Here is a 22,736-nt window from a genome sequence, read left to right on the forward strand (position 1 = left end):
CTCCCTCTCCCGCACGCGGGAGAGGGGGCGGGGAACGGAAGCGGGAGCGCCATCAACGGTGCTTGCGCCCATCCTCGACGGCGCCGGTGCTGGCGTTGAAATAGACCTTGGCGCGCGCGCCCTGGGCGTCGTAGCCCTTGACCTTGTAGCGACCGTGGTCGAGCTCGATCTCGTACAGGTCACGGTAGCCGGCGGCGCTGGCGCGGTCGTAGATGTCGCGGATGCTCAGGCGGGCGGTCGCTGCCGGGGCAGCGCTGGCCGGGGCGGCAACCGGGGCGCTGGTGGCAGCAGCCGGCGCGGCACTTTGCGCTGGGGTCTGCGCCGAAGACTGCGCCGGGGTTTGCGCATGGGCTGCGGGCAGCGCCAGGGCGGCAGTCGTGGCCAGGATCAGCAGGGCGCGCTGGCGGATGGACGAGGTGGTGTTCATGGTGTGCTCCAGACAAAGAAACGACGGGATGGGCGGGTGCTCTGCCAGCCTTGCCAGCCGGCGTGCCGCCAGTATGGAAAACCGGTGCTGAACCTGATCTGAAGGCTTTGTTCATCGCCCGTTCATCCGCGCCGCGCTACAACCACGGGGCATGGCACGCCGGTTTTTTCCCCTCTCTGTCCCCCTTTCCTGGCCCCGCTGGCGCCGCCCGGCAGGCCGCCTGCTGCTGGCCCTGGCGCTGGCGGCGGCGGCATCGACCGGGCTGCACGCTGGCGGCGATGACCACGAGCGCGCCCGCCGGGCGCTGGAGCGCGGCGAGGTGCTGCCGCTGCGCGCCGTGCTGGAGCAGGTCGAGCGCACGCAGCAAGGCCAAGTGCTGAAAATCGAGTTCGAGCGCGACGACGGGCGCTATCTGTACAAAATCCGCCTGCTGCAGCCCGATGGCCGGGTTGCCAAGCTCAAGGTCGATGCAGTCGATGGCCGCGTGCTGTCCATCAAGCGCAAGCATCCCTGAAACCGTCCCTGGGAGGCCCCCCGCCCATGCGTATTCTGATCGTCGAAGACGAACCCCGCCTGCGCGCCCAGCTGGTGCAGGCCATCGCGGCCGCCGGCCACATCGCCGAGGAGGCCGCCGACGGCGAGCAGGCGCACTGGCTGGGCGAGGTCGAAACCTTCGACGCCGTGGTGCTCGACCTGGGCCTGCCCCGGCTTGATGGCCTGTCGGTGCTGCGCCGCTGGCGCGCTGCCGGGCGCACCATGCCGGTGCTGATCCTCACGGCGCGCGGCACCTGGCAGGAAAAGGTCGCCGGCATCGACGCCGGCGCCGACGACTACCTGGCCAAGCCCTTTCACATGGAAGAACTGCTGGCCCGCCTGCGCGCCCTGCTGCGCCGCGACAGCCAGCACGCCAGCGCGCAATGGCAATGCGGCCCCCTATGGCTGGACACGCGCGCCGCGCGCGCCCTGGTGGCCGGCCAGCCGCTGCAGCTGACCAGCCACGAATTCATGCTGCTGGCCCAGCTCATGCAGCGCCAGGGCGAGGTGCTCACGCGCACCGAGCTGTCCGAGCACCTGTACCCGGGCGGCAGCGAGCGCGACTCCAACACCATCGAGGTCTTCATTGGCCGGCTGCGCCGCAAGCTGCCCGCAGGCTGCATCGAGACCGTGCGCGGCCTGGGCTACCGGCTGGTGGCGCCCGGGCAGAGCGGCGACGCCAGCGCATGAAGGGCAGCGCCGCGACCGGCTCGCTGCGTCTGCGCCTGCTGGCCGGCACGCTGGCCTGGGTGCTGCTGACCGTGGCGCTGGCCGGCTGGGGCCTGCGCGCGCTGTTTCGCGAGCACATCGCCCAGCAATTGCAGGCGCAGTTGGTGCTGCAGCTCGACGCCCTGAGCGGCAATGTCGATTGGGACGATGCGGCGCAGCAGCCGCGCGTGGCCCTGCTGTCCGATGCCCGGCTAGGGCAGCCGCTGTCGGGCCTGTACTGGCAGATCGACCGCCTGGGCAGCGCGCCGCAGGTGGCGCTGGCGCGCTCGCGTTCGCTGTGGGATCAGGTGCTGCAGCTACCTGCCGTGCCGGGGGAATACCCCGCGCGCGGCCACCGCGTGCTGCGCCTGGCCGGCCCGCAGGGCCAGCAGCTGCTGGCTGTGGCGCGCACGCTGGAGCTGCCCGAGGACGAGGCGCCGCTGCTGCGCCTGGCCGTGGCCGGCGACGAGGCGCTGCTGGCCGAGCCGCTGCAGCGCTTCACGCGCATGTTGCTGCTGGCGCTGTCCATGCTGGCGCTGGGCCTGGCGCTGGCTGTGGCGCTGCAATTGCACCTGGCGCTGCGCCCGCTGGCCGTGCTGCGCCAGCGGCTGGCGGATGTGCGCCTGGGCCGCGCCGAGCGGCTGCAGGGGCGATTCCCGCAGGAGCTGACGCCGCTGGTCGATGAGTTCAATCATGTGCTGGCCGAGAACGCCGACATGGTGCAGCGCGCCCGCACCCAGGCCGGCAACCTGGCGCACGCCGTACACACGCCGCTGGCCGTGCTGGCCAATGCCGCTGGGCAGGAATCCGGCCCGCTGGCGCAGCTGGTCGCCGAGCAGGTGGCCAGCGCGCGCCGGCAGGTGGACTGGCACCTGGCGCGCGCCCGCGCTGCCGCCGCCGTGCGCGCCACCGGCCTGGCGACGCCGGTGCTGGAGCCGATCCGGGCGCTCCTGCGCACCATGGGCCGGCTGCACGCGGCGCGCGGCATCGCGTTCACGCTGGCACAGGGCGCGCAGGATCTGCCGTTTCGCGGCGAGGCGCAGGACTTGTACGAGCTGCTGGGCAATCTGCTGGACAACGCTGGCAAGTGGGCGTGCGCGCGCGTGCTGGTCGATGTGCAGCGCGCCGGGGCGCTGGCGTGCATCAGCGTCGATGACGACGGCCCTGGCATCCCCGAGGCCGAGCGCGCGCGCATGTTCGAGCGCGGCACGCGGCTCGATGAGGGCCAGCCCGGCTCCGGCCTGGGGCTGGACATCGTGCGCGCGCTGGTCGAGACCTACGGCGGCAGCGTGCAGGCGCAGGCCTCGGTGCTGGGTGGGGCGCGGCTGCTGCTGTACCTGCCGATCAGTGAAAGCTCCTGAAGCGATAGCTGCTGCCGCTTGCTGGGCAAGGGTTTGGGCGCCCTCGCCTCTTGGGGGAGAGGGTGGGGTGGGGGCGGGCGCAGCGCCCATTGATGGCACCCTCACCCCCACCCTCTCCCGCACGCGGGAGAGGGAGTTTGCGGTCAGCGCTTGCCTGCATGGCAGGCGGGGAGCATCAGCGTGCAGGCGGAGCGGCCTCCCTGCTCCCTGCGAAATGGCCTCCCAGCTCCCCGTCCTCTTGGTGAAGATGGCTGGGGCGAAAGTCTCGCGCTCACCTGTGGCGCCTCCCCGCTCCCTCGCCCCTTGGGGGAGAGGGTTGGGGTGAGGGGGCGGTTCGGGCGCAGCGCCTGGGAATACTGCATTTTTGATAGCTAGTACCGCTTGCTGGATAAGGGTTTGAAGGGTTTTCAGTCTCAATCCCAGTTGGATGAGGGATCGAACTCATCCAGCACCCGGGCGTGCTCCCTGGCCAGCCTCGCCTGCTCGCGCAGCCAGCGCCTGAGGGCGGCGTCGCTCTCCTGCACGCGCTGCAGATCGTCCTCCATGCCCTGCGCCACCTGCTCCATCTGCGCCTGCAGTTGCTGCAGATCGTCGGCCAGGCGCTGGGGGTTGTCGCGCGCCAGCACACGCACGCCCAGCTCGTGCGACAGGCGCGCCTGCAGCTCGGCCAGCTCCTTGTCCAGCACGCCGACCTGGCGCTGCAGCAGCAGCGACAGCGATGCCAGCCGCGCCTCGCCCAGCCGGGCGATCGACGCCTCGTCCACCTGCTCCACGGCCAACTGCAGGCGCAAGAGCGCCAGCAGGTCGCCGCGCTCGTTGGCCGCATTGACCTGGCTCATCAGCGCCTGCTTGCGCTCGCGCTCGGCGGGGTCGCCCTCGCGATCGGGGTGCAGGGCGCTGGCCAGCTGGCGGTAGATGCCGCGCAGGGCGCTGCGTGCGTCCTGCTGCTGCGCCTGTGCCAGCTGCTGGCGCGCCGTGGGCTTGCGCCTGGCGCGGCGCTCGGCGCGGCGCTCGGCGGCGGCCTGGCGGCGCTCCTGCTCCTGGCGCAGCAGGGCCTGGAGCAACTGCTCGGGCGATTCGATCTGATCCAGGTCGGGCACCTCCAGACTCTGGCCAGTCAGTTCCTGGAGCTGCTGCAGCATGTCGTGCAGACCGGCCCGCCGTTCCTCATCGGTGACCGGCGGCGGCAGGTAGGCATCCAGCAGGGGCTGCCAGGCGCGGCGCCCAGCCTCGTCATGCGGCAGGGGAGCAGCCGGCACCAGGTCGCGCAGTAATTGGCGCATGGAGCGCTGCTGGGGCGCCGTCAGCCCTGCGCCCTGCAGGCGCTGGTGCAGGTGCAGCGCCATGGCGCGCTGCGCCTGGGCGATGCGCTGCTGCAGGGCGTCCATGCGCTGCAGGTGCGGGGCGCGCAGCGCGTCGGCGCTGTGCTGCAGACCCTCCAGCAGACGCTCCAGGTTGTTGACCCGCGCCAGCAGGCGGTTGAACTTGCGCTGCGCCGGGTTCAGGGCGCACTGCCCGGTGGCGGCGACCTTCAGGCGTGCCACGGCGTCGGCAGGTGGTGCCTCGGCGGCCGACGGCGGGGCTGGCGGCGGGGTGGGCTGGTCGGTGGTCATGGGACGGGTGGGGCGGTGGCGAGCCACTGGCAGAGGCGACGGGCCAGCATTGTCCGCTGCCGCACCGGGCCAAGGCCGGGCCGGCGCGGCAGCAGGGCCGGCTGGCACAATCGCCGGCCCTGTCCACCCTTGCGTTCAAGCCCATGTTCACAGGCATCGTCCAGGCCGTCGCCCACCTCGCCGCCATCGAAGACCGCCCCGGTCTGCGCACCTTCACCATCGAGTTCCCCGCAGGGTTTTGCGCGGGCCTGGAGATCGGCGCCAGCGTGGCCGTCGATGGCGTGTGCCTGACGGTGACGCAAATCGCCTCGTCCACCGCCGCGCGCTTCGATGTCATGCAGCAAAGCCTGAACATCACCACGCTGGGCAGCTATGCGCAAGGCGATCGGGTGAACGTCGAGCGCGCCGCCAGGGAGGGCGCCGAGATCGGCGGCCACCCGCTGTCGGGCCACGTGGACTTCACGGCGCGGCTGGAGAGCGTGCGCGAGTTTGACAACAACCTGGTCTGGCGCGTGGCCGTGCCCGAGCGCTACTTGCGCTACGTCTTCGCCAAGGGCTACATCGCCATCCACGGCGCCAGCCTGACGGTGGCCGAGGTCGATCGGCGCGCGGGCTGGTTCGAGGTCTGGCTGATCCCCGAGACGCGCCGCGCCACGGTGTTCGAGGGCAAGCGCGCCGGTGACGCACTGAACATCGAGATCGAGCGCAGCACCCAGATCGTGGTGGACACGGTGCGCGAAGCCGTACACGACAGCCTGGGCCGCCTGGCGCCGGTGCTGGAGGCGCTGCTGGCAGAAAAAGGCCTGGCGCTGGACGACTACCTGCCCCGGCCCGGGGCGCCGCGATCGTCGCCATGAGCGCGGTGGCCGGCGTGGTGGTGGACGCGGCGGCGAATACCCCCTGGACGCTGCGCGCGCTGGCGGCGGCGGATGTGCCCGGCCTGCTGGCCGTGCAGCGCGCCTGCTATGGCGAGGAATTCGTCGAGGCTGCCGAGGTCTTTGTCCGCCGCCTGGCCAGCCCGGCCAACTGTTCGCTGGTGCTGACCACGGCCCAGGGCGAGGTCTGCGCCTATCTAGCGGCCTATCGCTCGCGCCTGGGCTGCATCACGCCGCTGCATGGCGACTTCGGGGTCACGGCGCAGCCCGACACCCTGTACCTGCACGACCTGGCCGTGGCGCCCGCCTGGGCCGGGCGCGGCCTGGCGGTGCGACTGCTGGCCCCGGCCTGGACGCAGGCGCGCCGCGCCGGCCTGACGCATTCGGCCCTGGTGGCCGTGCAGGGCGCGCAGCACTGGTGGCAGCGCCATGGCTATGCGCCCCGCCCGCAACTGCCGGCGCTGCAGCAGGCGCACCTGTCCAGCTATGGCGAGGCAGCGGTCTATCTGTGCAAATCACTCCTGTAAAGATAGCTGCCAACGCTTGCTGCATAAGGCTTTGAGGTCGATTTGACTAAAATTATGGCAATATCGGGCCGACCGCCATAATCCGCACCATGCCCCATCGCTGGAAACCCAATGTCACCGTGGCCGCCATCATCGAGCAGGGGGGCCGCTTCCTGCTGGTCGAAGAGCACACCACCGACGGCCTGAAGCTGAACAACCCGGCGGGCCACCTTGACCCGGGCGAGTCGCCCCAGCAGGCCTGCGTGCGCGAGGTGCTGGAGGAGACGGCGCACGACTTCGAGCCGCAGGCGCTGGTCGGCGTGTACCTGAACCGCTTCATCAAGACGCGCACCGGCGATGATCTGACCTACATGCGCTTTGCCTTTGCGGGCCGGCTGGGCGCGCACCACGGCTGGCGCAGTCTGGATGCGGGCATCGTGCGCACGGTGTGGCTGACGGCCGATGAAATCCGCGCCTGCCCCGAGCGCCACCGCAGCCCGCTGCTGCTGCGCTCGCTGGAGGACTACCTGGCCGGCCAACGCCACCCGCTGACGCTGGTGCAGACCGATGCTTCGGTGCTGCAGGTCGGGGCGGTGGCCGCGCAGGCTTTCTGAGCGGTTGCGGGTTGCGCCTGTCGGGGGGGGGCGTCGGCATCCTGTGCAGCGATGTCCAATGTCCGTTTGACCCAGGAGCCTGCCGCATAACTGAAGCCAGCGGCCCCATCCATCCTGCCTATGCCCAATGGCTGGCACAGCTCAAGACGCGCTTTCGCCAGGTGCAGATCAAGGCGGCGGTGGCCGTCAACACCGAGTTGCTGCAGTTCTACTGGGCGCTGGGCGCGGACATTGCCGCGCAGCAGGCCCAGGTGCCGTGGGGCAGCGGCTTTCTGGCGCAACTCAGTCAGGATTTGATGCGTGAGTTTCCGCAGGTGAAGGGTTTTTCACTGCGCAACCTCAAGTACATCCGCAAGTGTCCCGACCCCGCCCAGGCATTGTTCTACGTGCAGCAGACCCAGCTCCACAGCTGGAGCCGCGCGGTACTGACGCACCAGATCGAGGGCGGGCTGTGGCAGCGCCAGGGACGGGCACTGAACAACTTCGCCCAGACCCTGCCTGCGCCGCAATCCGAGCTGGCCGGACAGCTGCTCAAAGACCCTTATGTGTTCGATTTTCTGAGCCTGACGCCCGAGCACACCGAGCGTGAGCTGGAGATAGCGTTGACCGAGCACATCACCCAGTTCCTGCTGGAACTGGGCGCGGGTTTTGCCTATATGGGGCGGCAGGTGCCGCTGCGGGTGGGCGAGCGCGAGTTCTTTCTGGACTTGCTCTTCTACCATGCACGCCTGCATTGCTACGTGGTGGTGGAACTCAAGACTGTGGACTTCGAGCCAGAGTTTGCCGGCAAGCTCAACTTCTACCTGAAAGCGGTGAACGCTCAGATGCGCGGCCCGCACGACGCGCCCACCATTGGCCTGCTGCTGTGCAAGAGCCGGGATCGGCTGGTCGCCGAATACGCGCTGGTCGGATATCCACAAGCCGCTGGGGCTGGCCAGCTCCGAGCTGTCGCACTCCCTGCCCGAGGCGCTGCGCGGGCAACTGCCCAGCATCGAACGGCTGGAGGCAGAACTGGCCCAGGGCGCGCCAGGACAGGGCATAGCCGCGCCGGGATAATCGCCCTCCTATGTCCAGCAAGAAGCAGCGCATCGTCGTCGGCCTGTCCGGCGGAGTGGATTCCGCCGTCACGGCGCATCTTTTGAAAGCCCAGGGCCACGAGGTGGTCGGCATCTTCATGAAGAACTGGGAGGATGACGACGACAGCGAGCACTGCTCGTCGCGCCAGGATTTCCTGGATGCCGCCAGCGTGGCCGACGTGCTGGGCATCGAGATCGAGCACGTCAACTTTGCCGCCGAGTACAAGGATCGGGTCTTTGCCGAGTTCCTGCGCGAGTACCAGGCCGGGCGCACGCCCAATCCGGACGTGCTGTGCAACGCCGAGATCAAGTTCAAGGCCTTCCTGGATCACGCTTTTGCGCTGGGCGCCGAGCGCATCGCCACCGGCCATTACGCGCGCGTGCGCCACAACCCGGCCAGCGGCCTGTTCGAGCTGCTCAAGGGCGTGGATGCGTCCAAGGATCAGAGCTACTTCCTGCACCGCTTGAGCCAGGTGCAGCTGGCGCGCACGCTGTTTCCGGTGGGTGAGCTGCACAAGTCCGAGGTGCGCCGCATCGCCGCCGAGATCAAACTGCCCAATGCGAAGAAGAAGGACTCCACCGGCATCTGCTTTATCGGCGAGCGGCCCTTTCGCGAATTCCTGAACCGCTATATCAGCCATGCGCCCGGCCCCATCGTGGACGAGCGCGGGCGCCGGCTGGGCCGCCATGTCGGCCTGAGCTTCTACACCCTGGGCCAGCGCCAGGGCCTGGGCATAGGTGGGGTCAAGGAAAAAGGTGCTGCGCGCGGCAGTGGCGAGCACGCGCCCTGGTTCGTCGCACGCAAGGAGCTGGCCACCAACACCTTGCACGTGGTGCAGGGCCACGACCACCCCTGGCTGCTGTCGCAGCGCCTCACGGCGCAGGATGCGAGCTGGATTGCCGGCGCCCCGCCCGCGCCCGGCCCGTGCGCGGCCAAGACGCGCTACCGGCAGAGCGATGCGGCGTGCCGCGTGGTGCAGGCAAGTGGCACGGATTTCACGCTGGAGTTTGCCGACGGGCAATGGGCTGTCACGCCGGGACAGTCAGCCGTGCTATATGAGGGGGAGGTCTGCCTGGGCGGCGGCGTGATTGCCGCTGTGGACGACAGGGCCGACTGCAGCAAAGTCACTGTCAACGATTGTGACTAATGCAAGAAGACTATGGACTTCCAGGCTCCTTTAGTTAAAGTTGACGGAACGGAAGACTAGGCCGAAGGTTACAAACCCAGCACAAGAGCCAACCCAGGAAATGCCGACCATGCAACATGCCTTCTCGCAAGCCAGCACTGCCAGCCTCGACGCCGCTCATGCCCAGCGCCTGCAATGCCAGCGTCAATGGCGTGGCTTCCTGAGCGCCCTGGGGCAGGAGTTCGCCGAAGCCCTGCCGGCGCAGGAATTGACCGTCCTGATGGCGCGCATTGGTATGCGCTTTGCAGCGCAGCACCCGCTGGCTGCCAGCGACACCTTGCCCGGTCTGCAGCAGGCCATGAACGCCGTCTGGGACGCGCTCGATTGGGGCGTGGTCGAGCTGTCCCAGTCTTCTGCCGGCATGGAGATCCGCCATCGCTTCTCGCCCCTGGTGGCGGCCTTTGGCGAGGCGGCGGGCGGCTGGGCGGTGGGCTTTCTGCAAGGCGCCTACCAGCAATGGTTCGACGCCGCAGGGGCCAGTGGTCTCAAGGTGCAGGCTGCCGGGGCGCCGGATGCGCTGGGCAGCGTGCAACTGCGCCTGGTCACCGCTTGAGTTTGGAATGGGCATACGGCTAGCAGCCAGGAAAGCGAGGCATGTCATGCAACGGGCTACGGACGACATCACCCATCTGTATCAGGAATTCGGTGGCAAGCCGCAGAACTACCGCGAGCTGACGCGCACCCGCGAGGCCGAGCGTGCCCGTGACCGCTGGCCGCTGATCTCCCGCGTGGAAGACCTCTCTACAGGTGTTGCCGTGCCGCCGGTGCGCGTTGGCGAGGATGCTGGCGCCGAGCCGCTGCGCTGGCTGGCGGTGGTTTCTCCGGCGCAGCAACCCCCTCAGCCGCAGGAGCAGCCGGCGGCTGAGCGTGTGGAGCCCGTGCTGGCGCCCCCGCAAGGCCCGGCGCAGGAGTCGGCTGCAGCCGGCTCCGTGCTGCCCTGGCTGCGCCAGCCGGGCCGCCGCGCCATGCCGGCCAATGCCATGCCGGTGCCAGCGGCGCCCCTGAACAGTGCTCCCGCGCCTGCGCCCACACCACAGCCAGCCGTGGCTCCCATGTTTGCCTCCCTCCATGCGGCCCCGGCCCCGGCGCCTGCTGCCGCAGCACCGGCGCACATGCCTGAAGCGGCCACTGCAACGCCTGCTCCAGGAGTTGCCCGGATGTTTGCCGCACTGCATGAGCAGCCCGCCCCGGCAGGCACTGCCCACGAACCTGCGCTTGAGCCTGCACCGGTACCCCCTCCGGCGCGTGCTGTTGCCCGCGCTCCGGCCTGGAGCTCGCCCCGGGGAGGCCGCGCACAGGCGGCTGTGCCAGCGCCAGCGCCAGCGCCCGCTCCTGCCGCCCAGGCCCCTGCGGAGCCGGCCCTGCTGGCCGGCCTGGCGCCATCCCAGCCTGCGTCCTCCTTCACGCTGGCCGGCCCCTCGCCCCTGGCACGCCTGGCTCGGCCGCAGCAGCCGGCCGAGCCTGCTGCCACGCCACGCGCCGGTCTGCAGAATCTGTTCGCCCGCCTGCTCGGGCGCGAAGCCTCGTGAAGGTCATTGCGGTTGCCTCGGCCAAGGGCGGAGTCGGCAAGACGACCGTGACCGAGAGCCTCGCGACAGCGCTGTCGCGCCAGACCGGGCGCATGGTGTTGGCGGTCGATCTGGATCCGCAGAATGCCCTGGCCCTGCACATGGGCCTGGATCCCTATGAGATGCGCGGCATGTCGCGCGCCACGCTGGCCGGCGGGCACTGGCGCGATGTCTGCTTCGAGTGCCAGCCCGGCCTGTACGTGCTGCCCTTCGGCGTCGTGGACGAGGAGGATCGCACGCGGCTGGAGGCCGGCATCGCCGCGCGACCCGACTGGCTGGCGGCGCATCTGCAGGCGCTGGAGCTGCCCGATGACGCGCTGGTGCTGCTGGACACCCCGCCCGGCCCGACCCTCTACGGCCAGCAGGCGCTGAGCGTGGCGCAATGGGTGGTGGTGGTGATGCTGGCCGATGCCGGCTCGTACGCCACGCTGCCGATGATGGAGCGCCTGATGCAGACCTATTGCACGCCGCGCCCCGACTTTGCGCAAACGCTGTACCTGCTCAACCAAGTCAACTCGGCGCGCCAGCTCTCGCAGGACATCCTGCGCGTGATGCGCGAGACGGCAGGCGAGGATTTCCTGGGCGTCATCCACAGCGACGAAGCCGTGGCCGAGGCGCTGGCCCTGGGCGTCAGCGTGCTTGACCATGCGCCCCAGAGTCTGGCGTGCCATGACATCATGAACTGCGCAGCCGGCCTGGCTGCGCGCGTGCAGGGCGCGGGCGCAGCCCACCGGCAGGAGTAGCCGCCATGGCCACCGACCACAGAACCTTCGCCGATACCGTTGCCGACCGCAACCCACAGAGCTTCGAGGCCAAGTGGCGCACCCAGGCACGCCGTATCGTCGATCTGCCGCTGTGGAACCATCCGGTGGCGCGCCTGGCAGCCGTCATCATCGGCGCCGTCATGCTGGCCGTGGTCATCAGCGTGCCCTTGAGCCTGGGCGGACAACTGGTCTTTGCCGCCGGCAGCTTTGCCGGCGCGCTGCTGCTCAACCGCACGCCCGGACGCCTGTCCACGCTGGCCATGATCGTGCTGTCGATCACCGCCTCCTCGCGCTACATCTACTGGCGCGTCACCGACACCATAGGCTTTACCAACTGGCTGGACGGCTTCTTCGGCTTCGGCCTGCTGCTGGCCGAGTTCTACGCCTTCTTGGTGCTGCTGATCGGCTTCTTCCAGACGGCCTGGCCGCTGCAGCGCCGCCCCGTGCCCATGCCCGAGAACATGGACGAATGGCCCAGCGTGGACGTCTTCATCCCGACCTACAACGAGCCGCTGGAGGTGGTCAAGCAGACGGTGTTCTCCGCCATGCAGATGGACTGGCCAGCCGACCGGCTGCATGTCTATGTGCTCGACGATGGCCGGCGCGATGAATTCCGCGACTTCTGCGCCGAACTGGGCGTGGGCTATCTGAGGCGCGACAACAATGCGCACGCCAAGGCCGGCAACATCAACGCCGCCCTGGCCATCACCGATTCCGAGTACGTCACCATCTTCGACTGCGACCACATCCCCACGCGCTCGTTCCTGCAGGTGTGCATGGGCTGGTTCGCGCGCGACGACAAGCTGGCCATGCTGCAGACGCCGCACCACTTCTTCTCGCCCGACCCGTTCGAGAAAAACCTGGACACCTTCCACGTCATGCCCAACGAGGGCGAGCTGTTCTACGGCATCGTGCAGGACGGCAACGACCTGTGGAACGCGGCGTTTTTCTGCGGCTCGTGCGCCATCATCAAGCGCGGGCCGCTGCTGGAGGTCGGTGGCGTGGCCGTGGAGACCGTGACCGAGGACGCGCACACGGCGCTGAAACTCAGCCGCCTGGGCTACAACACTGCCTACCTGGAGCTGCCGCAGGCCGCAGGCCTGGCCACCGAGAGTCTGTCGGCGCACGTCGGCCAGCGCATCCGCTGGGCGCGCGGCATGGCGCAGATCATGCGCATCGACAATCCGCTGCTGGGGCCGGGCCTGAAGCTGGGCCAGCGTCTGTGCTACTTCAACGCCATGCTGCACTTCTTCTATGGGCTGCCGCGGCTGGTGTTCCTGACGGCGCCGCTGGCCTACCTGTTTCTGGGCGCGCATGTGTTCCAGGCGACGGCGGCCATGATCACCGCCTACGCCCTGCCGCATCTGGCGCACGCCAGCATCACCAACTCGCGCATCCAGGGGCGCTTTCGCTACTCGTTCTGGAACGAGGTCTATGAGTCGGTGCTGGCTTGGTACATCATGCGCCCGGTGCTGCTGGCGGTGATCAACCCCAAGCTGGGCAAATTCAACGTGACGGCCAAGGGCGGCATGGTCGAGCACTCGTACTTCGACTGGTCGATCGCCCGGCCCTACCTGATCCTGCTGATCGTGAACGCCCTGGGCTTTTTCGTCGGCATCTGGCGCCTGACGGTGGCTGCCGATACCGTGGTGCTCACGACCATCATCATCAACATGGTCTGGACGACCTACAACGTCATCCTGATCAGTGCCAGCCTGGCCGTGGCCAGTGAAACGCGCCAGATCCGCAGCACGCCGCGCGTGTCGGTGGCGCTGCCGGCAGCGCTGCGCTTCGCCGATGGCCGCACGCTGATGTGCGAGACCGACGACTTCTCGCAAAACGGCGTCGGCCTGCGGGTGCAGGCCGGCTCGGGCGTGGCCGTCGGCACGCCGGTGCAGGTGACGCTGTTTCGCTCCGACGAGGAGGCCACCTTCCCGGCGGTCGTCACCTTCGGCGGCAAGGAGCGCATGGGCCTGCAGTTCGACGGCCTGAGCCTGCAGCAACAGGCCGCGCTGTCGCGCCTGACCTTTGCCCGCGCCGATGTCTGGCTGGAGTTCTGGGGCAACCGCCAGCACGACAGACCGCTGTCCTCGCTCAAGAGCGTGATGGTCATCGGCGTGCGCGGCATCGGCCAGGTCATGGGCAACCTGATGAACATCGTGCGCGGTCGCCGCGTGCTGCTGGGTGATCGCCCGTCCCAGGGTTGAAGCCACGGCTCAGGCGCCCGCAGGGCATTGACGCAACACATAAAGCAGGAGCGTGCATGAACGTCCAACCGAGTCCTCGCATCGGCAAGAAAAGAAGACGTGCGCGCACGGTCAGCCGCCTGGCGCCGTTGGCTGTGCTGCTGGCAGCACTGGGCAGCACCAGCCTGGCGCCGGCGCAGCCGGCAGTGCGCCAGCCACTGCCGCGCCTGGCGCAGGCGGCAGCGCCGCTTGAGCCGGTCGCACCCCTTGCGCAGCCCCCTGGCGCCGGGCGCACTCACAAGGTCTCGCTGCGCCAGCTGGGCGCCGTGTTTCCGCTGCAGCTGCGCGGGGTGCAGGGCTCCAGCGGCGTGCAGTTCGGCGTGCGCGGCGACGAGGTGGTCACCGAGGCCCGGCTGCACCTGAACTACGCCTACTCGCCGGCGCTGCTGCCCGACATCTCGCACATCCGGGTGCTGGTCAACGAGCAGGTGGTGGAGACCATCCCCGTGCCGCGCGAGCAGGGCGGCGAGAGCCTGCAGCGCACCATCGAGATCCCGACCCGGCTGATCGGCGAGTTCAACCGCCTGAACCTGGAGCTGATCGGCCACTACACCATGGAGTGCGAAGACCCGGCGCACACCAGCCTGTGGGCCAACGTCGGCAACGACAGCGTGCTGGAGCTGTCCGTGAACCCGCTGGCGCTGCCCAACGATCTGTCCTTCCTGCCCGAGCCGTTCTTCGACCGGCGCGATGCCCGCCAGCTGGTCATGCCCATCGTGTTCGCGCGCGTGCCCGACGCCGGCCAGCTCGAAGCCGCCGGCACGATCGCCTCCTGGTTCGGTGGCATGGCCGGTTTTCGCGGAGCGAGCTTCCCGGCCTCGGTAGGCCAGTTGCCGGCACGCGGCAACGCCATCGTGCTGAGCATGGGCGGCGGCGAGGGCATCGCCGGCGTGCCAGCGGCTGCCTCCAGCGGGCCGACCATCACCATGGCCACGCACCCGAACGACCCCACCTCCAAGCTGCTGATCATCAGCGGGCGCGATGCGGTCGAGCTCAAGCGCGCCGCGACGGCCCTGGCCGTGGGCGGCATGTCGCTGTCCGGCCCCAGCGCCAGCATTGGCGAGCTCAAGGAAATCGCGCCGCGCAAGCCCTACGACGCGCCCAACTGGCTGGCCAGCGACCGGGCGGTGAAATTCGGCGAGCTGGTCGATCAAAGCCAGCTGACGGTCTCGGGCTACTCGCCCGACCTGATCCGCGTGAACTTCCAGGTGCCGCCCGATCTGTTCGCCTGGCGCAAGAAGGACATCCCGGTTCACCTGAAATACCGCTACACCGCGCGCCCAATGGCCGACAAGTCCACGCTCAACGTCGGCGTGAACGAGCAGTTCCTGCGCGCCTTGCCGCTGCGCGCCATGGATCACGAGCGGCCCAGCCGCATCGAAAGCTGGCTCAACAAGGCGGTGCCGCCGGGCGACCTGCTGCCTGCCGAGGACAAGTTCGACATCCCGCTGTTCAAGCTGCCCGCGCGCAGCCAGCTGCAGTTCCACTACTACCACGACATCCAGAAAGAGGGTCTGTGCAAGGACGTGCTGCTGGACAACGTGCGCGGCACCGTGGAGCCGGACTCGACCATCGACATCCGGGGCTTTTCGCACTTCCTCGCCATGCCCGACCTGGCGGCGTTTGCCAACACGGGCTTCCCATTCACGCGCATGGCCGATCTGTCGGAGACGGCCATCGTGCTGCCGGCGCGCCCTGAGGCTGGCGACTACAGCGCCTACCTGTCGCTGATGGGCCTGATGGGCACGGTGACCGGCTATCCGGCGCACTCGGCCACCGTGGTGCTGGGCGGCGAGCGGCTCGATGGCCTGGAGCGCAAGGACTTGCTGGTGATTGCCAGCGGCAGCAACCCGCCGCTAGTGGCGCAGTGGGCCGAACACCTGCCCTTCAGCCTCAAGGAGGGCACCAAGCGCTTTCGGCTGTCCGACTACGCCTCGCACCTGCTCAACTGGTTCGACCCCGAGCAGCGCGACCGCAGCCGTCCCGGGCGCAGCGAGATCGTCTATACCAGCGCCAGCAGCGACGCCATCTATGCCGGCTTCGAGTCGCCGCTCAGGAGCGGGCGCAGCGTGGTGCTGCTGGTCAGCAACCAGGCCAGCGGCCTGCAGCAGGGCGTCGATGCGCTGCTCGACCCTGACCTGCTCAAGCGCATCCAGGGCAGCACGGCAGTGATCCGGGGCAAGCAGGTGGACAGCCTGGTGGCCGAGCAGACCTACCACGTCGGCCAGCTCAACCCGGTCACGCGCGTGCAGTGGTGGCTGTCGCGCAACCCGCTGGCACTCATCGTGCTGGGAGTCGTGGCGGCGGCGCTGGTAGCCTTCATGCTTTACATTGCGCTGCGCGCCCGGGCGCGCCGGCGCCTGCGCCAGCAAAAGTCCTGAGGGCCTGGGCGCGTGCCCGCCAGGGTTTCAGCGGGGGCTTGCGCAACGGGCGCCGGATTTGCATGGTTTTCCATGAAAACCGGCGCCAGTCAAGCGCGGACAGCTCTCGAATCGATAGCTTGATCATGTCCATTGCACATCCCCACGAACGTCTGCCTCTTGTGTCCCGGCGCCTGGTGCGCACCCTGGCCGCCGCCTCGGCGCTGTGGCTGCTGGGCGGCCTGCCGGCCCAGGCGGCAGACGACTGTGCAGCCGCCTCGTGGCCGCTGTGGCAGCAATTCGCCGAGCGCTTCATGCAGGCCGATGGACGGGTGATCGACTTCAGCGTGGCGCAGCAGCATTCGACCTCCGAAGGCCAGTCCTATGCCATGTTCTTTGCGCTGGTGGCGCGCGACCGGGCGCGCTTCGACAAGCTGTGGAACTGGAGCATCGCCAACCTGGCCGGCGGCGACATCACGGCGCAGCTGCCCGCCTGGCAATGGGGGCGCAAGGACGACGGCTCCTGGGGCGTGGTCGATGCCAATGCCGCTTCCGATGCCAACCTGTGGTTTGCCTACGCTCTGATCGAGGCCGCCCGCGTCTGGGGCGAGCCGCGCTACGCCGAGCAGGCGCGCGCCCTGCTGGCGCTGGTCGCCAGGCACGAGGTGGCCGATCTGCCAGGCTTGGGGCCGACGCTGCTGCCGGCCACGCAGGGCTTCATGATCGGGCCACGCACCTGGCGCCTCAACCCCAGCTACCTGCCCGTGCCGTTGGCGCGCGGCCTGCAGCAGTTCGACCCGCAAGGCCCCTGGAAAGCGGTCATCGACAGCTACGCGCGCATGTTGGCCGACATCACGCCCAAGGGCTTCGTCGCCGACTGGGTGGCCTGGCAGGTGCCCGAGGGTGGCGGCGCCGGCGCCTTCATCACCGACCCGGAAAAAAGCGACGTGGGCAGCTATGACGCCATCCGCACCTATCTCTGGGCCGGCATGACGCCGCGCTCCGACCCGCTGGCGCCGCTGCTGCAAAAGCGCCTGGGCGGCATGGCTGGCCTGCTCAAGGCCGGCGCCGGTGCGCCGCCCGAGCAAGTCCACGTCGAGGTCGGCCACCCGGACGGCAAGGGGCCGGTGGGTTTTTCCGCCGCGCTGCTGCCCTATCTGCAGGCCGCAGGCGCCCCGGCAGCGCTGAAGACCCAGCAAGAGCGCGTGCGCCGCGAACTGCTGGAAGCGCCCAAGGATGCGCCAGCGCGCTACTACGACCAGGTGCTGGGCCTGTTCGGCACCGGCTACATGGAACAACGCTACCAATTCCTGCCAAGCGGCAGGCTGCAACTACGCTGGGAAAAGGCATGTCCGCAAAAAGGCCGAAGCGCCACCACCACACGCTGATTCTGGGACTGGCCGCTGCCCTGGCCGCACCGCTGGCCCAGGCCCAGGACGCCGCCACACGCACGCTGATCGAGCAGGGCCAGTACTGGCAGTCGCGTGGCGATTCGCAGCGCGCCATCGAGGCCTGGGAAAAGCTGCTGCGTGCCAGCCCCAACCAGCCCGATGCCCTGTACGGCATGGCCCGGGCGCTGGCGCAGTCGCAGCGCACCGAGGAGGCGCAGCGCTACCTGGAGCAACTGCGCCGCGCCCACCCCGAGCACCGACTGGTCGAGCGGCTGCAGCAGGAAATCAACGTGCAGCGCAACGCCGCGCAGGTGCAGCAGGCGCGCACCCTGGCGCGCTCAGGCCAGGCCGAGCAGGCCATGAGCAGCTACCGCGAGGCGCTGGGCGATGCCGAACCCACCGGCCCGCTGGCGCTGGAGTACTACCAGACCCTGGGCGGCACCTCGGGCGGCTGGGATGCCGCCCGGCGCGGCCTGGAGCGGCTGGCGCGAGAGTCTCCCAACGACACCAAGATCTCCCTGGCGCTGGCCCAGCACCTGACCTACCGCGAGGCCACGCGCCGCGAGGGCATCGCCCAGCTGGCGCGCCTGAGCAGCGACCCGGAGCTGGGCAAGGCCGCCACCGAGGCCTGGCGCAAGGCGCTGGCCTGGACGGGCACGCGCACCTCGGACATTCCGCTGTACCAGAATTTCTTGCGCGCCCACCCGGGCGACGCTGCCGTCACGGCCCGCCTGCGCGAGGTCGAGGCCGCGCAGCGCAGCGCCCGTACCCAGGCCGTGGTCACGCGCGATCCGCTGCGCGAGCGCAGCAGCGAAGGCTTCAAGGCGCTGGAAGACGGCGACCTGGAGGCCGCCGAGGCCGAATTCCGCAGCGTGTTGCAGGCACGTCCGCAGGATGGCGATGCACTGGGCGGCATGGGCGTGCTGCGCCTGCGCCAGGAAGAGTTCGCCCAGGCGCGCGGCTATCTGGAGCGCGCCAGCCGCCAGGGCTCGCCCGCGCGCTGGAAGCAGGCCCTGACCAGCGCCACCTACTGGACGCTGGTCGAGGAGGCACGCGCCGCGCGCGATGCCGGCCAGGCCGAGGCCGCGCGCCCCATCCTGGAGCAGGCCGTGCGCACCGACCCGCAGGAGATCACGGCGCAAAACGACCTGGCCGACGTGCTGGCCGAGCTGGGCCAGCTCGAAGCCGCCGAGGCCGGCTACCGCCGCGTGCTGGCGCGCCAGGCCGACAACCCGGACGCCATCCGCGGCCTGGTCGGCGTGCTGGCGCAGACCGGCAAGGCCAATGAGGCGCTGCAGCTGGTCGAGCGCCTGACGCCCAGCCAGCAGGAAAAAGTGGGCGCCCTGGGCCGCCTGCGCGCCACCCAGGCCATGGGCCTGGCCAAGGCGGCGGCGGCGCGCGGCGACGACAACGGCGCGCGCCTGGCGCTGGAGGATGCGCTGCTCAACGACCCGGCCAACCCCTGGGTGCGCCTGGATCTGGCGCGGCTGTACCTGAAGATGGGCGCCATCAGCGAGGCGCGCGGCGTCATGGACGGCCTGCTGGTGTCCAACCCGAATATGCCCGAGGCGCTGTACGCCAGCGCCCTGCTGGCCTCCGAATCACGTGACTGGGCTGGCGCGCTGGCCACGCTGGAGCGCATCCCCGAACAGAACCGCACGCGCGACATCGCCGCCTTGCAAAAGCGCGTCTGGGTGCATGTGCAGGCCGATGCCGCCTCGCTGCTGGGCCGCGAGGGCCGCACCATCCAGGCGCAGCAGATGCTGGTGCAGGCCGAGCCCTTCGTCGGCCAGGATCCCGAGCTGCTGGGCGCGCTGGCGCTGGCCTGGGCCGACGCGGGCGACCCCAACCGCGCCCTGGCCATGGTGCGCGACATGCTGGCGCGCACGCCGCGCCCCGATGTCGGCCTGCGCCTGCAGTACGCCGCCACGCTGCTCAAGACGCAGCAGGACGTGGAGTTGGCCGGCATCCTGCGCCAGCTGCAGGACACGCCCATGTCGGCGCAGGATCGCCAGGGCTTCGAGGACATCCGCGTGGGCTACATCCTGCGCCAGGCCGACGCCCTGCGCGCCGCCGGCGATCTGGCCGGGGCCTACGACACCCTGGCGCCGCTGCTGGCCGAGCGTCCAAACGACACCGAAGTCATCGGCGCGCTGGCGCGCATGTATGCCGACCATGGCGACAACGCCCAGGCCATGGGTCTGTACCACCGCCTGCTAGAGCGCGATCCGCGCAACGTCAAGCTGCTGCTGGCTGCCACCAACACCGCCGTCGGCGCCAAGGACTATGGCTATGCCGAGTCCACCGTCCAGGTGGCGCTGCAGCTGGCGCCGCAGGATCCGGAAGTGCTGACGGCGGCGGGCCGCGTCTATCGCGCCAGGGGCCAGGCCAGCAAGGCCGGGCAGTATTTCGCCGCTGCCATCGAGGCCGAGACGCGCCAGCGCGCGCAACTGATGGCGGCCACCGGCCAGGGCGGCGGCACCTATGCCGCACCGGGAGCGCCGGGCGGCAACCCGTTTCGCCGCACCGTGGCCCAGCCGCTGTGGGGCGCGCCGCGCGCGCCCGTCGCCGGCATGGCCGGCGTGTCGGCTCCCGGCGCCTACACGCCCGCCAGCTACACGGCAGCGGCAGCGCCGACGGCCCTGCCCGCTGCGGCGCCGGCCTTCATCCCGCAGCCTGCCGGCGTGGCGCGCTTTCCGGCGCCGCCACCACCGCCGCCGGCCACCCCGGCCAGCTATTACGGCAATGGGGCCGAGCCTGCAGCAGCCGCGTCCCCGTCGCCCCGCACATCGGGCGCCAGCGCACGCCGCACTGGTGCCGGCGCCAGCAACGCCAACAGCTCCGGCAGCAACGCGGCGGCGGCGCGCTCCAGGGGCAGCAACCTCCAGCCCACCGCTGCAACCAACAGCCCCCTGCCGCAGTGCCCGCATCCCGCAGCAGCGGTGATGGCGGCATCCCGGCGCCGGTGACCTCGGTGCCCGCCACCGCCAGCACAGCGCTGATGACGCCGGCAGCGGCGCGCGCCCTGCAGGCGCCCGCCTACCAGCAGCAACCGGTCGGCTACGCCGCAGCCCAGCCGGCTTATGCAGCCTCTGCCAGCCCTGCCGGCTACGGCGGTGCAGCACCGGTGGCGCTGCCGGTCGGCACTACGCCCTCGGCCTGGGCCACAGCGCCCCTGCTGGCCTCCGGCGCTGCCGCGCTGCCCGGCACACCGGCGCGTCCGCGCAGTGCGCTGGACGACCTGGCCGAACTGCAGGAAGGGCGCACCTCCATGCTGTCGGTCGGTGTGGTCGGGCGTGGCCGCCAGGGCGAGAGCGGCATGAGCCAGCTGACCGACATGCAGGCGCCGGTGGAGATGAAGTTCCCCGCCGGCGACGGCATGATGGCCGTGCGCGTGACGCCCACCGGCGTCGGCGCCGGTTCGCCCGAGACCAGCTACGGCACGCTCAGCCGCTTCGGCGCCGGGCCGGCCACGGCGCTGGACATGCCCACGCGCTCGCCCGGCTCGCAAAACGACGGCGGCGTCGGCCTGGGCCTTGCCTACGAAACCGCCAAGCTGGCGGTTGACGTCGGCACGCTGCCGCTGGGCTTTCGCCAGAACGATGTCATGGGCGGGGTGCGCTACCGCATGGATTTTTCCGAGCAGATCAGCCTGACGGGCGAGCTCTCGCGCCGCCCGGTCACGGACAGCGTGCTGTCCTTTGCCGGCGCCCGCGACGCGCGCACTGGCGAGAAATGGGGCGCCGTCTCATCCAATGGCGCGCGCCTGGATCTGACCTGGGACGATGGCGAGTTCGGCGCCTATGCCGTGGGCAGCCTGCATGGCCTGCAGGGCCGTAACGTGCAGTCCAACTCGCGCGTCGAGCTGGGCGGCGGCATGTACTGGCGCGTCCACCGCACCACCGATTCCATCTTCACTGCCGGCCTGAACGTGACCGGCATGGCCTACAACAAGAACCTGCGCTACTTCACCTACGGCCACGGCGGCTACTTCAGCCCGCAGCAGTTCCTGGCCATGGCCGTGCCCTTCGACTGGGCGCAGCGCAGCGGTCGGCTGAGCTACCAGATCAAGGGCGCCCTGGGCGTGCAGTACTTCAAGGAAGACGCCGCACCCTACTTCCCGACCAGCCGTGCGCGCCAGGCGGCAGCGGCGCAGGCGGCCAGCGATGCCGAGGCCTTCGGCGAGGTCGGCACCAGCGCCACCGCCATCTACCCCGGCCAGAGCAAGACCGGCCTGGGCTACAACCTGGGCTTGGCCATGGAATACCAGCTGCACCCGCAGCTGTTCGTCGGCAGCCACCTGGCGCTGGACAATGCGCGCAACTACCGCCAGTTCACCGGCGGCCTGTACGTGCGCTATGCCCTGCAGCCCTATGCCGGGCGCCAGAGCCTGCCCGTGGCGCCGCTCAAGTCGCCCTACGCTTTCTGAGAGCGTGTTTACGATCCCCGCGCGGGTGCGCGAGCGCGGCCTCGGGCGGTCTGCGGCGTTGCAAATCCTCGCGATAGCACGGGCTATCGCTGCGGTTTGCGCCTGGCAGCCCATCCCGATCCGCACCCGCGCCCCTGCGCGTGGAGATCGTAAACACGCTCTGAGAGGGCGCGGGGCGGTTGGATGGTTGTGCATCTGGCCTTGGGCGTTTTGCCTGAACACTCCGCACAACGCACAACGCACAACGCAAATTTGTATGAAAAGTGGCTGAAACCCTTGCCAGACAAGCGCTGGCAGCTACTTTATTCATAGTAATTGCAGTAGCCTGTGGATGATGGCATCGGCGCGCGGGCCGGCCACGTGGCGCACGAAATGCGGGAAGTCCACATGCGCGCTGTCGTCGGCGCGGTCGGAGATGGTGCGCACGGCGGCAAACGGCAGGCCGTAGTCGCGGCAGACCTGGGCCACGGCGGCGCCCTCCATTTCCACGGCCAGCGCGTCGTGGCCGGCGGCCAGCAGCTCGGCGCGCAGGCGCTGCGATTCGGCGGCGGTGCTGACGAAGCGGTCGCCGCTGACCATCAGCCCGTGGTGCAGTCTGGCCGCCTGGGGTGCCGACTCGGATTCATGGTCAAAACCGGCTGAAAAGCCCGCCAGGCAAGCGCTGCAAGCTTCCAAAAGAATAGCAGTCAAGGGGGCGTCGCAGGCCATGCACACGCCTGCGTGGCCGGGCACCAGCCAGCGCTCGAAGATGGGCGAGGCGTCCATGTCGTGCTGCAGATAGTCGCGCGCCACGACCACATCGCCCACTTGCACACCGTCGCCGATGCCGCCGGCCACGCCGGTGAAGACCATGCGCCGCACGGCAAAGCGCTCGGCCAGGGCAGCGGCGGTGGTGGCTGCCGCCACCTTGCCGATGCCCGACAGCGCCAACACCACATCATGTCCGTGCAGCCGGCCACGCCAGAAGGTGCGGGCGGCGTGCTCGATGCGCTCGGGCGCCTGCAAGGCGGAAACCAGGCTGCCCTGCTCTTCGGGCAGGGCGCTGAGGATGGCAGTGGTCATGGCGAGGAACTACAG

The 22,736-nt window shown here is 69.8% G+C and carries 19 protein-coding genes; 16 read left to right on the forward strand and 3 right to left on the reverse strand.

Annotation, left to right across the window (positions count from 1 at the left end; translation table 11 throughout):
* Window positions 1-52 precede the first annotated feature (52 nt).
* Complete coding sequence (locus IDM45_RS14420) at window positions 53-427, reverse strand: PepSY domain-containing protein (RefSeq protein WP_209423465.1); 375 nt, start codon at window positions 425-427, stop codon at window positions 53-55.
* Between the two features lie 151 nt (window positions 428-578).
* Here IDM45_RS14420 and IDM45_RS14425 point away from each other — a divergent pair, with 151 nt between their 5' ends.
* The 3 genes from IDM45_RS14425 to IDM45_RS14435 are packed head-to-tail and all read left to right on the forward strand — an operon-like array spanning window position 579 to window position 3,030.
* Window positions 579-941: a PepSY domain-containing protein gene (locus IDM45_RS14425; protein WP_209423466.1), complete on the forward strand. Its 363-nt coding sequence runs from the start codon at window positions 579-581 to the stop codon at window positions 939-941.
* A 26-nt stretch (window positions 942-967) separates the two neighbouring features.
* Complete coding sequence (locus IDM45_RS14430; protein ID WP_209423467.1) at window positions 968-1,651, forward strand: response regulator transcription factor; 684 nt, start codon at window positions 968-970, stop codon at window positions 1,649-1,651.
* Window positions 1,648-3,030, forward strand: a complete 1,383-nt coding sequence (locus tag IDM45_RS14435; protein WP_209423468.1) for a sensor histidine kinase — start codon at window positions 1,648-1,650, stop codon at window positions 3,028-3,030. The genes IDM45_RS14430 and IDM45_RS14435 overlap by 4 nt, the downstream gene beginning before the upstream one ends.
* Window positions 3,031-3,443: 413 nt before the next feature.
* On the opposite strand, the gene IDM45_RS14440 is transcribed toward IDM45_RS14435, so the two are convergent.
* Window positions 3,444-4,643 (reverse strand): hypothetical protein, encoded by a 1,200-nt coding sequence (locus IDM45_RS14440; protein ID WP_209423469.1) that lies wholly within the window; start codon window positions 4,641-4,643, stop codon window positions 3,444-3,446.
* Between the two features lie 143 nt (window positions 4,644-4,786).
* Here IDM45_RS14440 and IDM45_RS14445 point away from each other — a divergent pair, with 143 nt between their 5' ends.
* The 13 genes from IDM45_RS14445 (at window position 4,787) to IDM45_RS17780 (ending at window position 21,659) form a co-directional block, all read left to right on the forward strand.
* Window positions 4,787-5,500 (forward strand): riboflavin synthase subunit alpha, encoded by a 714-nt coding sequence (locus IDM45_RS14445; RefSeq protein WP_209423470.1) that lies wholly within the window; start codon window positions 4,787-4,789, stop codon window positions 5,498-5,500.
* Window positions 5,497-6,045 carry a GNAT family N-acetyltransferase gene (locus IDM45_RS14450; protein ID WP_209423471.1) on the forward strand — a complete coding sequence of 183 codons (549 nt, stop codon included), beginning with the start codon at window positions 5,497-5,499 and terminating at the stop codon, window positions 6,043-6,045. The genes IDM45_RS14445 and IDM45_RS14450 overlap by 4 nt, the downstream gene beginning before the upstream one ends.
* An 89-nt stretch (window positions 6,046-6,134) precedes the next feature.
* Entirely contained in the window at window positions 6,135-6,638 is a 504-nt protein-coding gene (locus IDM45_RS14455) for an NUDIX hydrolase (protein WP_209423472.1), read from the forward strand.
* Window positions 6,639-6,649: 11 nt separating this feature from the next.
* A complete protein-coding gene (locus tag IDM45_RS14460) occupies window positions 6,650-7,780 on the forward strand; it encodes a PDDEXK nuclease domain-containing protein (RefSeq protein WP_325168985.1) in 1,131 nt (376 codons plus the stop codon).
* Window positions 7,705-8,862 (forward strand): tRNA 2-thiouridine(34) synthase MnmA, encoded by a 1,158-nt coding sequence (gene mnmA, locus IDM45_RS14465; RefSeq protein ID WP_209423473.1) that lies wholly within the window; start codon window positions 7,705-7,707, stop codon window positions 8,860-8,862. The genes IDM45_RS14460 and mnmA overlap by 76 nt, the downstream gene beginning before the upstream one ends.
* A 109-nt stretch (window positions 8,863-8,971) precedes the next feature.
* Window positions 8,972-9,454: a cellulose biosynthesis protein BcsD gene (bcsD, locus tag IDM45_RS14470; RefSeq protein WP_232653836.1), complete on the forward strand. Its 483-nt coding sequence runs from the start codon at window positions 8,972-8,974 to the stop codon at window positions 9,452-9,454.
* Window positions 9,455-9,500: 46 nt separating this feature from the next.
* Window positions 9,501-10,430 (forward strand): cellulose biosynthesis protein BcsP, encoded by a 930-nt coding sequence (gene bcsP, locus IDM45_RS17975; protein WP_209423475.1) that lies wholly within the window; start codon window positions 9,501-9,503, stop codon window positions 10,428-10,430.
* Window positions 10,427-11,212 (forward strand): cellulose biosynthesis protein BcsQ, encoded by a 786-nt coding sequence (bcsQ, locus tag IDM45_RS14480; protein WP_209423476.1) that lies wholly within the window; start codon window positions 10,427-10,429, stop codon window positions 11,210-11,212. Before bcsP ends, bcsQ begins: the two co-directional genes overlap by 4 nt.
* A gap of 5 nt (window positions 11,213-11,217) precedes the next feature.
* Window positions 11,218-13,440: a UDP-forming cellulose synthase catalytic subunit gene (bcsA, locus tag IDM45_RS14485; RefSeq protein ID WP_209423477.1), complete on the forward strand. Its 2,223-nt coding sequence runs from the start codon at window positions 11,218-11,220 to the stop codon at window positions 13,438-13,440.
* 56 nt (window positions 13,441-13,496) lie between these two features.
* Window positions 13,497-15,860 carry a cellulose biosynthesis cyclic di-GMP-binding regulatory protein BcsB gene (bcsB, locus tag IDM45_RS14490; protein ID WP_209423478.1) on the forward strand — a complete coding sequence of 788 codons (2,364 nt, stop codon included), beginning with the start codon at window positions 13,497-13,499 and terminating at the stop codon, window positions 15,858-15,860.
* Window positions 15,861-15,985: 125 nt separating this feature from the next.
* A complete protein-coding gene (gene bcsZ / locus IDM45_RS14495) occupies window positions 15,986-17,227 on the forward strand; it encodes a cellulose synthase complex periplasmic endoglucanase BcsZ (protein WP_209423479.1) in 1,242 nt (413 codons plus the stop codon).
* The gene (locus IDM45_RS14500) at window positions 17,188-20,199 is read left to right on the forward strand and encodes a tetratricopeptide repeat protein (RefSeq protein WP_233457509.1); all 3,012 of its coding nucleotides are present in this window, start codon (window positions 17,188-17,190) and stop codon (window positions 20,197-20,199) included. Before bcsZ ends, IDM45_RS14500 begins: the two co-directional genes overlap by 40 nt.
* Window positions 20,151-21,659, forward strand: a complete 1,509-nt coding sequence (locus tag IDM45_RS17780) for a cellulose synthase subunit BcsC-related outer membrane protein (protein ID WP_325168986.1) — start codon at window positions 20,151-20,153, stop codon at window positions 21,657-21,659. The genes IDM45_RS14500 and IDM45_RS17780 overlap by 49 nt, the downstream gene beginning before the upstream one ends.
* Window positions 21,660-21,965: 306 nt before the next feature.
* Here IDM45_RS17780 and IDM45_RS14505 read toward each other — a convergent pair whose 3' ends face one another.
* On the reverse strand, window positions 21,966-22,721 hold the full coding sequence (locus IDM45_RS14505) for a 5'-methylthioadenosine/adenosylhomocysteine nucleosidase (RefSeq protein WP_209423480.1): 756 nt from the start codon (window positions 22,719-22,721) through the stop codon (window positions 21,966-21,968).
* Between the last annotated feature and the right edge of the window lie 15 nt (window positions 22,722-22,736).

The organism is Melaminivora jejuensis (assembly GCF_017811175.1).
GTDB lineage: Bacteria > Pseudomonadota > Gammaproteobacteria > Burkholderiales > Burkholderiaceae_C > Melaminivora > Melaminivora jejuensis.

Excerpts from the sequence above, each read along its gene's own strand:
- IDM45_RS14420 (WP_209423465.1), bottom strand. The coding sequence starts at position 427 with ATGAACACCACCTCGTCCATCCGCCAGCGCGCCCTGCTGATCCTGGCC.
- IDM45_RS14425 (WP_209423466.1), top strand. The coding sequence starts at position 579 with ATGGCACGCCGGTTTTTTCCCCTCTCTGTCCCCCTTTCCTGGCCCCGC.
- IDM45_RS14430 (WP_209423467.1), top strand. The coding sequence starts at position 968 with ATGCGTATTCTGATCGTCGAAGACGAACCCCGCCTGCGCGCCCAGCTG.
- IDM45_RS14435 (WP_209423468.1), top strand. The coding sequence starts at position 1,648 with ATGAAGGGCAGCGCCGCGACCGGCTCGCTGCGTCTGCGCCTGCTGGCC.
- IDM45_RS14440 (WP_209423469.1), bottom strand. The coding sequence starts at position 4,643 with ATGACCACCGACCAGCCCACCCCGCCGCCAGCCCCGCCGTCGGCCGCC.
- IDM45_RS14445 (WP_209423470.1), top strand. The coding sequence starts at position 4,787 with ATGTTCACAGGCATCGTCCAGGCCGTCGCCCACCTCGCCGCCATCGAA.
- IDM45_RS14450 (WP_209423471.1), top strand. The coding sequence starts at position 5,497 with ATGAGCGCGGTGGCCGGCGTGGTGGTGGACGCGGCGGCGAATACCCCC.
- IDM45_RS14455 (WP_209423472.1), top strand. The coding sequence starts at position 6,135 with ATGCCCCATCGCTGGAAACCCAATGTCACCGTGGCCGCCATCATCGAG.
- mnmA (WP_209423473.1), top strand. The coding sequence starts at position 7,705 with ATGTCCAGCAAGAAGCAGCGCATCGTCGTCGGCCTGTCCGGCGGAGTG.
- bcsD (WP_232653836.1), top strand. The coding sequence starts at position 8,972 with ATGCAACATGCCTTCTCGCAAGCCAGCACTGCCAGCCTCGACGCCGCT.
- bcsP (WP_209423475.1), top strand. The coding sequence starts at position 9,501 with ATGCAACGGGCTACGGACGACATCACCCATCTGTATCAGGAATTCGGT.
- bcsA (WP_209423477.1), top strand. The coding sequence starts at position 11,218 with ATGGCCACCGACCACAGAACCTTCGCCGATACCGTTGCCGACCGCAAC.
- bcsB (WP_209423478.1), top strand. The coding sequence starts at position 13,497 with ATGAACGTCCAACCGAGTCCTCGCATCGGCAAGAAAAGAAGACGTGCG.
- bcsZ (WP_209423479.1), top strand. The coding sequence starts at position 15,986 with ATGTCCATTGCACATCCCCACGAACGTCTGCCTCTTGTGTCCCGGCGC.
- IDM45_RS14500 (WP_233457509.1), top strand. The coding sequence starts at position 17,188 with ATGTCCGCAAAAAGGCCGAAGCGCCACCACCACACGCTGATTCTGGGA.
- IDM45_RS14505 (WP_209423480.1), bottom strand. The coding sequence starts at position 22,721 with ATGACCACTGCCATCCTCAGCGCCCTGCCCGAAGAGCAGGGCAGCCTG.